This is a genomic window from Parvularcula maris, from assembly GCF_024505085.1.
In the GTDB taxonomy this organism is placed as follows: Bacteria; Pseudomonadota; Alphaproteobacteria; order Caulobacterales; family Parvularculaceae; genus Parvularcula; species Parvularcula maris.
In genome coordinates, this window is record NZ_JANIBC010000002.1 from 1 (window position 1) to 11,624 (window position 11,624).

The 11,624-nt window shown below is 63.9% G+C and carries 12 protein-coding genes; 6 read left to right on the forward strand and 6 right to left on the reverse strand.

What is annotated here, in order from left to right; all coding sequences use genetic code 11:
- The coding region (locus NOG11_RS03435; RefSeq protein ID WP_256618242.1) for a metallopeptidase family protein at nt 1-525 on the forward strand (525 nt) is incomplete at its 5' end.
- Nucleotides 526-617: 92 nt separating this feature from the next.
- Here the strand turns inward: NOG11_RS03435 and NOG11_RS03440 are convergent.
- Nucleotides 618-989, reverse strand: coding sequence for a hypothetical protein (locus NOG11_RS03440; RefSeq protein WP_256618243.1), 372 nt, complete (start codon nt 987-989; stop codon nt 618-620).
- 183 nt (nt 990-1,172) lie between these two features.
- On the opposite strand from NOG11_RS03440, the gene NOG11_RS03445 reads away from it, so the two are divergent.
- The 4 genes from NOG11_RS03445 (at nt 1,173) to metH (ending at nt 6,415) form a co-directional block, all read left to right on the forward strand.
- Nucleotides 1,173-1,838, forward strand: a complete 666-nt coding sequence (locus NOG11_RS03445; protein ID WP_256618244.1) for a hypothetical protein — start codon at nt 1,173-1,175, stop codon at nt 1,836-1,838.
- A gap of 67 nt (nt 1,839-1,905) precedes the next feature.
- A complete protein-coding gene (locus tag NOG11_RS03450) occupies nt 1,906-2,931 on the forward strand; it encodes an ArsR/SmtB family transcription factor (protein WP_256618245.1) in 1,026 nt (341 codons plus the stop codon).
- Nucleotides 2,924-3,793, forward strand: a complete 870-nt coding sequence (gene metF / locus NOG11_RS03455) for a methylenetetrahydrofolate reductase [NAD(P)H] (RefSeq protein ID WP_256618246.1) — start codon at nt 2,924-2,926, stop codon at nt 3,791-3,793. The genes NOG11_RS03450 and metF overlap by 8 nt, the downstream gene beginning before the upstream one ends.
- A complete protein-coding gene (gene metH / locus NOG11_RS03460) occupies nt 3,794-6,415 on the forward strand; it encodes a methionine synthase (protein WP_256618247.1) in 2,622 nt (873 codons plus the stop codon).
- Between the two features lie 21 nt (nt 6,416-6,436).
- On the opposite strand, the gene NOG11_RS03465 is transcribed toward metH, so the two are convergent.
- From NOG11_RS03465 to NOG11_RS03485, 5 genes are all read right to left on the reverse strand, one after another.
- The gene (locus NOG11_RS03465) at nt 6,437-7,075 is read right to left on the reverse strand and encodes a putative metalloprotease CJM1_0395 family protein (protein ID WP_256618249.1); all 639 of its coding nucleotides are present in this window, start codon (nt 7,073-7,075) and stop codon (nt 6,437-6,439) included.
- Nucleotides 7,076-7,154: 79 nt separating this feature from the next.
- Entirely contained in the window at nt 7,155-7,373 is a 219-nt protein-coding gene (locus NOG11_RS03470; RefSeq protein ID WP_256618250.1) for a hypervirulence associated TUDOR domain-containing protein, read from the reverse strand.
- Between the two features lie 86 nt (nt 7,374-7,459).
- Nucleotides 7,460-7,669: a cold-shock protein gene (locus tag NOG11_RS03475; protein WP_256618252.1), complete on the reverse strand. Its 210-nt coding sequence runs from the start codon at nt 7,667-7,669 to the stop codon at nt 7,460-7,462.
- Between the two features lie 235 nt (nt 7,670-7,904).
- The gene (locus NOG11_RS03480) at nt 7,905-9,953 is read right to left on the reverse strand and encodes an AsmA family protein (RefSeq protein ID WP_256618724.1); all 2,049 of its coding nucleotides are present in this window, start codon (nt 9,951-9,953) and stop codon (nt 7,905-7,907) included.
- Between the two features lie 40 nt (nt 9,954-9,993).
- Entirely contained in the window at nt 9,994-10,182 is a 189-nt protein-coding gene (locus tag NOG11_RS03485) for a DUF6324 family protein (RefSeq protein ID WP_256618255.1), read from the reverse strand.
- 132 nt (nt 10,183-10,314) lie between these two features.
- Between NOG11_RS03485 and recA the strand changes: the two genes are divergently transcribed.
- Entirely contained in the window at nt 10,315-11,388 is a 1,074-nt protein-coding gene (gene recA / locus NOG11_RS03490) for a recombinase RecA (protein ID WP_305888892.1), read from the forward strand.
- The last annotated feature ends 236 nt before the right edge of the window (nt 11,389-11,624 follow it).

Genomic DNA, 11,624 nt, shown 5'->3' on the forward strand with positions numbered 1-11,624 from the left:
AGCTTCGCTGTCCGGGATGACGGCGGGAGGAACTACGCTTACTGCCTAGGAATGGTGGCCGCCTCCGGCGTCCACCCTACGGAGTACGCTCGACGGACGGTTAGCGCTCTTCGTTACACCTCCTATATTCTCCCGATGATCTCAGCCCATCCCGATCCTGAAACCTTCCGCGCCATGGCGGAGGCGGCGTACCGCCGTATCCCCGCCCCGTTTCGGCAGCTCACCGGCGATCTTCTGATCCAGACCCCCGACTTCGCCGAGCGGGATGTGCTGGTGGAGCTCGGTATCACCGACCCCTTCGAGCTCCTGGGCCTCTACCAGGGGGTCGATGTCACGAGAAAAAGCCTCTTCGACACGCTGCCCGAGACGGACCGCGTCTTCCTCTATCGGAAGCCCATCCTGCGCTTCTACGAGGATGGGGAAGACAGCCTTGAGGCGATCGTCGAGCACGTGCTGGTGCACGAGATCGGGCATCATTTCGGCTTCAGCGACGACGATATGCACGCCATCGAGGAGGAGGCTTAGGCTATAACAATATTCCCCGGAACGGCCGGGGGACCGTTCCGGGGGGATCGCAGGCCTAAATAGTAGGGGCAGGGGCCTGCGAAGAAGAGTGGTCAGGTGGCAGCGTCGGTAGCGAGCGTCTGGCTCGGCATATCGCTGCTGGGGCTCTGCGCTTCGGCCTTCTGCTTGCGCACCTTCTTGACGGTGGACCAGACGCCGAAGCCGATCATCGCGGCGATGGCGGCATAGACCCAGACCGGCAGGTTCTCACCGAAGATCGCGACGTAGAGATAGGGGAGGATCGCCAGGAAGATCAGCAGCCCCGCCTGCAGAAGCACGGGCTTCTTCTGCCGCGCCCGCTTCGCCATCCAGGCGGCAACGCCCAGAAAGACAGGGATACCGCCGATATAGAGGATACCGAAGATCCAAGGGTTCACGCTGTAGTTCTCACTCAGGCTAAAGAACCATTCGCCGAGGCTTTCCATGGCGGTACTCCCTGTTTGCTGCCCCCCTGTTCGGCCTAGATCGGGGGCGGGTTACAAGGCTTCTGGGCAGTTCTTACCTTCGATGTGAAGGTTTTTTGCCTTTCGTTTCATGATCGGTTGGGGCGGATGGTTTACGAGGCCGAGGCAAATTGGCCTTCCGGGCCGCTTCATCGGGGGATGACCATGTTCAAGAAGACGATCGCCGCTACCGTATCCGCTGCTGCCCTGCTCTCCGCCGCCCAGGCCGGGGTAGGCGCTGACGTGACCGTGGGCACGCCCGGCGTCTCCGGCAGCCTTCATCTGCAGGTCACACCCTTCGTCACGCTTCGCGGCTCGTACAACTTCTTCGAGTTCGACTTCGACGATCAGGAGTATGACGACATCGTCTACGACGCAGGCGTCGATTTCTCGCAGGTCGGCGGCTTCGTGGACGTCCACCCCTTCATGAACGGCTTCACGGTCACCGGCGGCGTCCTCTTTGGTGAGCGCCGCGTGGACCTCAGTGCCACCCCGACGGAAGGCGTGGAGATCGGCGGGTTCATCTTCCGTCCCGAGGAGGTCGGCAGCTTGGAAGGCGACGCCAGTTTCGGAGACACCGCCTACTATGCCGGGATCGGCTGGGATTCGACCACCCACGGCCTGATGCCGGTCTCGCTCGTGGTCCGGGCGGGCGTGGCCATGACCGACAGCCCCACCGTGTTCATGCAGAATGTCGGCGGCATCGATGATCCCCTCATCCAAGCCGAGATCGACCAGAGGCTGCAGCTCGAGATCGCGGAGCTCGAGTCGGAGTTCGAGGATTTCCGCTTCTTTCCGATGATCTCTGTGGGCATCGGGGTCGGTTTCTAACCAAGCGCTGAGCTTTGTTGGATTGACCATATAAGGATTTCCTTATATCGCTGGCGCTTCATCATGGATGAGCGCCTCGCACCTGCAGCGACGCGCCCCCCGGAGGCGGATCGTGCAGTTCGATGTCAGTCTGGAGCAGCTTCGCGCCGCCGGTGAGGACACCCGGCTGCGCATTCTCTACCTCCTGAGCCACGGCGACCTGACCGTGACGGAGCTGACCGTCTGCCTGGACCAGCTCCAGCCAAGGGTCAGCCGACACCTGCGCATCCTGGTCGATGCCGGGCTGATCGTGCCCCACCAGGAAGGTGCTTGGCGCTTCTACCGCCTCGCCAAGGAGGCCGCTTCCTGGCTTCCCGGACTTCTGGAGCGTCTGGAAGGGGCCGCGGTCACGGCTGCTGCCAAGGCGCTGGCGAAAGTCAGGGCCGACCGAGCCGAGCGCGCCGCCGCCTACTTCGCCCAGAACGCGGAGCAGTGGGATGCGCTTCGGCGTCTTCACACCGACGACCGTCTGATCGAGGAGGCCATGCTGGAGCTGGCCCCTTCGAAGATCGGACGCTTCGTCGATCTAGGGACGGGTACGGGGCGGATGCTTGTTCTCTTCGCCGACCGCTACGGCGAGGGGATCGGCTACGACTTGTCCCCGGAGATGCTGGCCGTGGCTAGGGTGCGGCTGGAAGAGGCGGGCGTCCGTAACGCGTCCGTCCGTCGCCAAGATATTCTGGATGTGGCCGGTATTGACGACATGGTGGAGGGAGCGGACCTCGTCTGTATCCATCATGTTCTGCACTTCCTCGGCGAGCCGGGCGTTGCCGTTCAGGCCGCCGCCCGCAAGCTGGCGCCGGGCGGCACGCTGCTGATCGCCGATTTCGCGCATCACGAGCATACGGAGCTTCAGGAGGCCTTCGCCCACCGCCGTCTCGGTTTCGAGGATCAGGAGATTGCGGACTACGCCCAGGATGCAGGTGTGTTCGTCGATCGTGACGTCGACCTGCCGCCGGAGACTTCCGACGGCCTGGTCGCCAAGATCTGGCGCCTGAACAAACCTTTCGAGCCCCATTCCGATCAGCCCCTGAGAGGAGCGTCCCTTGTCTGAACCCAGAGTGAGCTTCGAGTTCTTCCCTCCTAAGACCGAAGCGATGAACGAGCAGCTCGAAGCGTCGATCGACAAGCTGGCGCCCCTCGCGCCCTCCTTCGTCTCGGTGACCTACGGCGCCGGCGGCTCCACGCGGGAGCGCACCCATGCCGTGGTCGAGAAGATAGTGAAGCGCACGAACCTTCAGGTAGCGGCGCATCTGACGACGATCTCCGCCGCCCGCGGGGAGGTGGACGACGTCCTACGCCGCTACTGGGAGAGCGGTGTGCGCCATATCGTGGCGCTGCGCGGTGATCCCGAGGGCGGCGTGGGCGAGGCCTATGTTCCTGACGCGAACGGCTATGCAGGAGCGGCCGAGCTGTGCAAGGGTGCACGGAACATCGCCCCGTTCGAGATCACTGTGGGCTGCTACCCCGAGAAACACCCCGAGAGCGCCAGCTTCGACCATGATATCGACCTTCTCAAGCGCAAAATCGACAACGGCGCCACGAGAGCCATCACGCAGTTCTTCTATGACAATGATGTCTACGAACGGTATTTGGAGCGCGTTCGGGCGGCTGGCATCGACATCCCCATCGTGCCGGGCATCATGCCGGTGACGAACTTCAAGGCGGTGCGGCGGATGGCGAAGCTCTGTGCAGCGACGGTGCCGGAGCGCTACGGGCGGCTCTTCGATCATCTGGAGGACGACCCCAAGACCAGGCAGCTTGTCGCGGCCACCGTGGCAGCGGAGCAGTGCTGGGACCTCAAGGCCCGCGGTGTGGAGGAGTTTCACTTCTACACCTTGAACCGCTCCGAACTCGCTTTCGCCCTCTGCCACATGCTCGGCGTCAGGCCGCAAGCTGAGCGGAAGGCGGCCTAGATGCTGCCTACCTTCGTCAATATCGGCGAGCGGACGAACGTTACCGGCTCGGCGAAGTTTCGTAAGCTGATCAAAGCGGGCGACTACGGTACCGCCGTCGACGTGGCGCGTAGCCAGGTCGAGAACGGTGCGCAGATCATCGACGTCAACATGGATGAGGGGATGCTCGACGGGGCGGAGGCCATGGGCATCTTCCTGCGCCTGATCGCCTCCGAGCCTGACATCGCCCGTGTGCCGATCATGATCGACAGCTCTAAATGGGAGGTGATCGAGGCTGGTCTTCAGCAGGTTCAGGGCAAGCCCATCGTCAACTCCATCAGCCTGAAGGAGGGCGAAGAGCAGTTCTTGCACCAAGCGAAGCTCTGCCTGCGCTACGGCGCGGCGGTGGTCGTCATGGCCTTCGACGAGGAGGGGCAGGCCGACACCGAGGACCGCAAAGTCGAGATCTGTACCCGAAGTTACGAGCTTCTCACCGGGATGGGTTTTCCGCCCGAGGACATCATCTTCGATCCCAATATCTTCGCGGTCGCAACCGGTATCGAAGAGCACGCGAACTACGGCGTGGACTTCATCGAAGCGACCCGGCGGATCAAGGAAACGCTGCCCGGCGCGAAGGTGTCGGGCGGGGTCTCCAACGTCTCCTTCTCGTTCCGCGGCAACGATGCCGTGCGCGAGGCGATGCACTCTGTCTTCCTCTACCATGCCATCCGTGCGGGAATGGATATGGGGATCGTCAATGCGGGTCAGCTCGCCATCTATGACGAGATCCCAGAGGGCCTGCGTGAGCCGGTCGAGGACGTCATCCTCAACCGCCGGGACGACGCCACCGAGCGCCTTCTCGAAGCTGCCGAGGCCTTCAAGGGCAAGGGCTCGAAGGCCCAGGAGCAAGACCTCTCCTGGCGTGAGGGCAGCGTCGAGGACCGTCTGAGCCACGCCCTGGTCAAGGGCATCACGGAGTATATCGAAGAGGACACCGAAGAGGCGCGGCAGAAGCTCGGTCGCCCGCTTTTTGTCATCGAAGGCCCGCTCATGGACGGGATGAACGTGGTCGGCGACCTCTTCGGCTCGGGCAAGATGTTCCTGCCCCAGGTGGTGAAGTCCGCCCGCGTCATGAAGCGCGCCGTCGCCTATCTCGAACCCTTCATGGAGGAGGAGCGTCTTGCTGGCGGCAAGGAGCCCGAGGCCAAGGGCAAGGTGCTGATGGCGACAGTCAAGGGCGATGTCCACGATATCGGAAAGAACATCGTCGGCGTCGTTCTTCAGTGTAACAACTACGAGGTCGTCGACCTCGGCGTGATGGTGCCCGCGAACGATATTTTGAACGCTGCGGAAGAGCACGGCGTGGATGTCATCGGTCTCTCCGGTCTCATCACCCCGTCCCTCGACGAGATGGTGAGCGTCGCTAAGGAGATGACGCGGCGCGGCATGAAACAGCCGCTGATGATCGGCGGCGCAACGACCTCTAAGGCGCATACGGCGGTCAAGATCGACCCGGCCTATGAGAACGGCGTGGTCTATGTCACCGACGCGAGCCGGGCCGTGGGCGTCGTCAGCGATCTCATCTCGGACGAGCGGCGGACGGACTATCTCGGCGGCCTTCGCGAGGACTATGACAGCGTCCGCGCGAGCTTCGCCAAGCGGCAGGCGAAAGACGACAGGCTGAGCATCGAGGATGCGCGGAAGAACGCTCATGAGCTGAGCCAGCCGCTGCCGGAAGCACCTGCCAAACCGGGGCTCCATACCTTTAGGGACGTGCCGCTCTCCGAACTCGTCCCGTATATCGACTGGACGCCCTTCTTCGCGTCTTGGGACCTCCACGGACGGTACCCGCAGATCCTGGAGGACGACGTGGTGGGTGAGGCGGCGCGGTCGCTGTTCGACGACGCGCGGAAGATGCTCGAGACCATCGTCAGCGATGCCTCACTAGCTGCTCATGCGGTCGCTGGTCTGTTTCCGGCCAACCGGGACGGCGACGACATTGTGGTCTGGACCGACGAAAGCCGGACGAAGGAGCGGGCTCGCTTCCATACGATCAGGCAGCAGATGAAACGGCGGGGGGACGCAGCCAATCTGGCCCTCTCAGACTTCATCTCCGTGGACGGAGAGGACTATGTCGGCGGCTTCGCCGTGACGGCAGGTCACGGCGAGGACGAGCTGTCGGCTGTCTTCAATCAGGGCGGCGATAACTATCAGGGCATCATGGTCTCCGCTCTAGCCGACCGCCTCGCCGAGGCCATGGCGGAGTGGCTGCACGAGAAAGTGCGGCGGGAGCTTTGGGGCTATGAAACGGTAGACAAGGCGGAGGTCGCCGCGCTCATTGCAGAGGACTATCAGGGCATCCGACCGGCCCCCGGCTACCCGGCCCAACCCGACCATACCGAGAAAGAGACGCTCTTCGATCTTCTCGGTGCGGAGGAAGCGACCGGCATCACCCTGACCGAAAGCTACGCCATGCAGCCGGGCGCCAGTGTCTCAGGGCTCTATTTTGGGCATCCTGAAGCACACTATTTCGGTACGGGGAAGATCGGCAGGGACCAGGTCGCCGACTATGCCGAACGCAAAGGCTGGGACATCGAGACAGCGGAGAAATGGCTGCAGCCGATCCTAGCCTACGATACCTAGACACTCCGTAGGAAGAGAGGTCTAAGCGAAGAGATCGACCGTCGGCTCGGTGTCGCCGATAGGTTCGTACGCCGCCGATAACGGGGAGGGCGCCGATCCGCTCTCCTGCTCACTGCGCCGCTCGGCAGCCTCCTGCGCTCTTAGCTCACCGTGCGCCTGGATGAGCTGCTGCTGCGCTTGGGCCGCGACGGTTCGGTCCTGGGGCGAAGGCTCGGCCGGTGCTAGCGCCGCGCGGATGACCACCTCCATCTTGGCGATGGTCTCCTCGGGATCGGCTTCCGGAGAGGCGTCGATCGGGACGGACCCGCCAATCGCGTAGTTCTGACCATCTGGGCCGCGTTGATAGTCGTAGCTGATGGCTCCGGCATAGGGGCCGCCCACGGATTTGTGCGCCTGCTCGTGAGCGCGGACCTCCCGGTCGCGGGCCTTCAGCTCCTGGACGACCCGCTGCTCCTCTTCGCTGAGCTCACCGGGCACACGGCTGTCCCGGCGATCGGTCAGCTCCTGGCTTCGCTCGTACTGCTGAACCGCCTGAACCTGTTCGGAGGGAGCGCCGCTGGCTGGCACGCCCGCACCGTTCTGCTCGGGGGCTTCCCGGACGGCAGGGCGGGCGATCTCGAAGGCCCTGACGCTTCTGGATGAGGCGATCGCGATATCCATCGCAGCCTTCTAGGCCCGCATCCTTACCCGGCCGATAAAGCTACCGGCGGCATTGAAGGGCCGCCGGTAACGCGAAGGGTCAGGCCTTCGAGAGCTCCGAGTGGCTCTTCAGGGTCTTGTCCCCGTCCTCCTGCTTGATGAGATAAGCGGGGTTGTCGCTGTCGGCGTTGCGGGTCACCTCGTTGCCGTCGATGGTGCGGGTGACCTTGTCGGTGAAGCTCTCCTCCACCTTGCCGGTTCCGGTGCCGTTGCCCCAGTTCCACTTCACCTCGGTGCCTTTGTTGTAGGTATCGGTCATGTCGTCCTCCTCTTCAGGTTCGAGAAGGCAACAAAAAAGGGGAGCGATTGCTCCCCTCGATGACTCAAGAGTCAGGCAGGTTCCGGTTAGAGAACCTTGAGGTCCACGGCGCTCGTCTTGTTGCGGCGCGTGTCGTTGTAAAGCTCGTAGGAGACCTGCTGGTCTTCCTTGAGGCTCTGAAGGCCCGAACGCTCGACGGCCGAGATGTGAACGAACACGTCGCCGCCACCCTCTTCCGGCTGAATGAAGCCGTAGCCTTTTTCAGCGTTGAACCATTTGACTTTACCGGTAGGCATCTTGCTCTCCTAGATTGTGAAAGCCCCCCAAAACTTGGGTTGGGAAGGGGGCCGTTGCATTCGGTAGGGTAGGGGGGAGAAGAGCCGCCGGTCCGACGGGGGTATTCTGTAAGTCCAAGACCGACCTTATGCCCCTATGGCGTGCGCCGGTCTAAGCTGATCGTCAAGGCTTAATGATAGCTGGCGTGGGTCAATGAGAATTGTCCTGCTTGGTAGAGGGCTTACCTCTCCCTCCTCAACGAGGTGGCTGCTCCTCTGAAGGCTCCTCGTCATCGGCGTCCGCTGCAGGTTCGGCCGGCTGTTCCTGGCGCCGTCGTCCGAGGCCACCTAGGAGGTTGCCGATCTCCGAGCGGGCGCGATCGCGAAGGGCGTCTTCGACCTTCTGGCCCTCCTGCACCTCGATGCCGACCCGGCCGAGGGCGTCGGCTGCCGCGCCCCTGGCAGCCTGTTCGGCGAGGGGGCGAGTGTCGATGCCGATCTTGGGGCTGTTGAAGGTTCCGGTGACCGAGACGGGCAGGCGCAGCTCGTTGAAGCTCTCCGCGCCGGGGGCCTTGGCAGCCAGAAGAAGCCGCATGTCGAGGCCTTGGCCGGCGAGGTTCAGCCCGCCGCCCACCGTGCCGCGGAACGTGTCGGTAAGAAGCTTCGCCTCGCCGATGCTCACGGCGCCGTTCTCGATTCGCACGTCGAAGTCGGCGATGTCGAAGGCGGTGCGGGCCTCTTCGCCGACCACGCTGGCGGTCAGGTTCTGAAGGCCGCTCGCAACGGTCGCGACCTTGCTGGCGTCACCCTGGAGCTGGGAGATGAGAGAGAGGGCGGTGGTGGCGAGCTGGGAGAGATCGACGCCGTCGATCAGGCCCTCCTCGATATCCGCGCTGGCGGTGCCGTCCAGCGCCTCGACCCAGGCGCGCTGGCTGCGCCCGGCGGTCTGAAGGTCGAAGCCCACCGAGCCGCGCCCGAACAGGCGCTTGGTGGAGAGGAGGGCGGGGCCGGCCTCGGCGAAATTGATGCCGCTGAAGTCGAGCTTGGCGTCGATGGCAGGCTGGTTTGCCGCGCCGTTGAGGGCGAAGCTGCCCTTGGCCTGACCGCCAAAGGCCCGCCCGTCGCTCAGCGTCATGGCAGCGCGGCCGTCCTGAAGCCGCAGCTCGCCCGCCACCGAGGTGAGGGAGTAGGTGGGCAGGACGATCTCCTGGGCGGAGAGCTTGAGATTCGCGTTGGCGGCGGAGAGGCCGGAGAAGTCCATCTCTTCCTCGGACCATTCGGGGAAGGCCCCGGCTTCGGTCTCCTGCATCTCCTCAGGGAAGAAGGGGCGAAGGTCGATCCGGCCCGCTGCCAGCTCGCCAGTAATCGCGGGCACGGTGGCGGCGAGGTTCGCGGTCAGCGCGCCGGTGGCGGAGCCCAGCGCCGTCTGAAGGTCCGCGCCCGAGAAGCTGACGCTCTCGGCAGTGGCTTCGGCCTCGCCCGACACCCGGATCGCGCCGAAGGGGGCAGCGGCCTCCACGCTCTCGGCGCCGATGAAGGGCGTCAGCGCGGCTATGTCGGTGAGCGCGACCTGCATCGGCCCCCTGATCGTCAGCGGCTCGGCCAGGGCGTTGAAGCTGCCCGACACCTCATTGCCGCCGAGCTTCACATCGAAGGAGAGGTCGGAGGGCTGGCTGGCGGTCATCGCCCAGGGCTCGGCCACCTCCAGCGCCACTGACGTATCCACGCCTTCGAGCATCATGCTACCATCGACCGTCAGCGGCTCGCCCACGGGGGGCAGGACGAGGGTGATGTCGGCATCCGTGGCGGCGTAGCTCGCGTCCGGGGACGTGTAGGTCAGTTCGCCGTCCTCAATGACGATCTTGCCCGTGGCGGGGGCGCCGCCGGTGCTGGCGTCCTCTTCGGCAGTGGGCTCGGTGCTTTCGAAAGTGTAGTTGTTGCGGCCATCGGCCAGGGTCTCGAGGGTGACCGTGGGAGAGCTCAAGACAAAGCTGTCGATCTCGACGGAGCGGCTGGTCAGAAGCGGCATCAGCTTCACGCCGATGCGGGCCTCCTCCATGGTGACGAGGTTCGGCGCCTTAAAACCCTCACCGCTGGAGACGGCGAGGTTCTCGATGGTCAGGCGAGGGGGGAAGATGCTGATACCGGAGACGCTGCCGATCTCGACCTCGCGGCCAAGGCTGGCGCTGGCCTGCTTCTCGGCCTCAGCGAGAATGTCCTCCTTGCTGATCAGCATGGGCAGCACGACCACCGCCGCGACCACCAGCAGCACCAGGACCAGACCGATTCGCAGGACCCATTTCATCACCAGCACCTCATCCTCAGCGCCGGAGAAGAGTTTCCGGCTACTTTCGCACCTTGCGCGCGGCAGCCGCCGCGGCACGCAGTTCCTCGGCAATGGCTTCGGCGTCCTCGGGGTCGAAGTCGAGGGGGAGGTCCACCTCGGGACCGTTCAAATAAATGCGAACCATGCCGCTGTCGGTGGCGCCGACCTGAAGGTCCGCTTCGATATCCGTGGGGGTATTCAAACCCATGACGACTCCCTTGATGAAATATGCTCAACCAACTTGCAGTTGAGAACAAAACGTGTACGTACATCCCTCAACGACAGCGCTGTGCAGCTGCCACGGGGGTAGTGCTTGGCACTGAGGGAAGGATTGTCCACGATGGCGAAGAATCTGAAAGTGGTAGACGGCGGAATGGATAAGGCAAAGGCGCTCGAAGCAGCCCTGTCGCAGATCGACAAGGCCTTCGGCAAGGGCTCCGTGATGAAGCTCGGCGCGAAAGAGCAGGTGGTGCAGATCGAGAGCATCTCGACGGGCTCCTTGGGCCTCGACATCGCGCTCGGCATTGGCGGCCTGCCCAAGGGGCGGATCGTCGAGATCTATGGGCCGGAGAGCTCCGGCAAGACCACGCTGACCCTGCATGTGGTCGCGGAGATGCAGAAGCAGGGCGGCACGGCGGCCTTCATCGACGCCGAGCACGCACTCGACCCGATCTACGCTAAGAAGCTCGGCGTAAACCTCGACGAGCTTCTCATCTCGCAGCCCGATACGGGCGAGCAGAGCCTCGAGATCGCCGACACGCTGGTGCGCTCCGGCGCTGTCGATGTGGTGGTGATCGATTCGGTGGCGGCGCTGACGCCTAGGGCCGAGCTCGAAGGCGATATGGGCGATTCGCTGCCCGGTCTTCAGGCCCGTCTGATGAGCCAGGCGCTGAGGAAGCTCACCGGCTCGATCGCCAAGTCGAACTGCCTTGTCATCTTCATCAACCAGATCCGCATGAAGATCGGCGTCATGTTCGGCTCGCCGGAGACGACCACGGGGGGCAACGCGCTCAAGTTCTACAGCTCCGTGCGCCTCGACATCCGCCGTATCGGCTCGATCAAGCAGCGCGACGAGGTGGTCGGCAACCAGACCCGCGTGAAGGTGGTCAAGAACAAGGTAGCCCCGCCCTTCAAGCAGGTCGAGTTCGACATCATGTTCGGCGAGGGCATCTCGAAGGTCGGTGAGCTGATCGACCTTGGCGTCCTCGGCAATGTGGTCGACAAGTCGGGTGCCTGGTACAGCTACAACTCCGAGCGCATCGGCCAGGGCCGCGAGAACGCCAAGCAGTTCCTGCGGGACAACCCGGAGGTGGCCGAGGACATCGAGCGCCAGATCCGCCAGAACGCAGGCCTCATCAGCGAGGACCTTCTGGTTCATCCCGAGGCGGAGGACGACGACGCGCTGGAGGCTTGACCCGGACAGCACGCCAGCGGGGCGGATTGCGAAGCTGTCCGCCCTACCTGTGTTTGCTAAGTACGGATAAACGAGAACCGGCCTGTGTCATGCGGGCTGCTTCCCTTGATGCCTAGTGAGAGGCCCCCTCCGCCCTTCGCGCACCTCCCACATGGGATGGGGGAGGGAAGCAGAACGAGGGTAGCTCCTTGTATCGCTCCCCCACCATGTGGGGGAGCTGCCGGCAGGCTGAGGGG

Coding starts and splice junctions, on each gene's coding strand:
- NOG11_RS03440 (WP_256618243.1), bottom strand. CDS start 989: ATGGAAAGCCTCGGCGAATGGTTCTTTAGCCTGAGTGAGAACTACAGC.
- NOG11_RS03445 (WP_256618244.1), top strand. CDS start 1,173: ATGTTCAAGAAGACGATCGCCGCTACCGTATCCGCTGCTGCCCTGCTC.
- NOG11_RS03450 (WP_256618245.1), top strand. CDS start 1,906: ATGAGCGCCTCGCACCTGCAGCGACGCGCCCCCCGGAGGCGGATCGTG.
- metH (WP_256618247.1), top strand. CDS start 3,794: ATGCTGCCTACCTTCGTCAATATCGGCGAGCGGACGAACGTTACCGGC.
- NOG11_RS03465 (WP_256618249.1), bottom strand. CDS start 7,075: ATGGATATCGCGATCGCCTCATCCAGAAGCGTCAGGGCCTTCGAGATC.
- NOG11_RS03470 (WP_256618250.1), bottom strand. CDS start 7,373: ATGACCGATACCTACAACAAAGGCACCGAGGTGAAGTGGAACTGGGGC.
- NOG11_RS03475 (WP_256618252.1), bottom strand. CDS start 7,669: ATGCCTACCGGTAAAGTCAAATGGTTCAACGCTGAAAAAGGCTACGGC.
- NOG11_RS03480 (WP_256618724.1), bottom strand. CDS start 9,953: ATGAAATGGGTCCTGCGAATCGGTCTGGTCCTGGTGCTGCTGGTGGTC.
- NOG11_RS03485 (WP_256618255.1), bottom strand. CDS start 10,182: ATGGGTTTGAATACCCCCACGGATATCGAAGCGGACCTTCAGGTCGGC.
- recA (WP_305888892.1), top strand. CDS start 10,315: ATGGCGAAGAATCTGAAAGTGGTAGACGGCGGAATGGATAAGGCAAAG.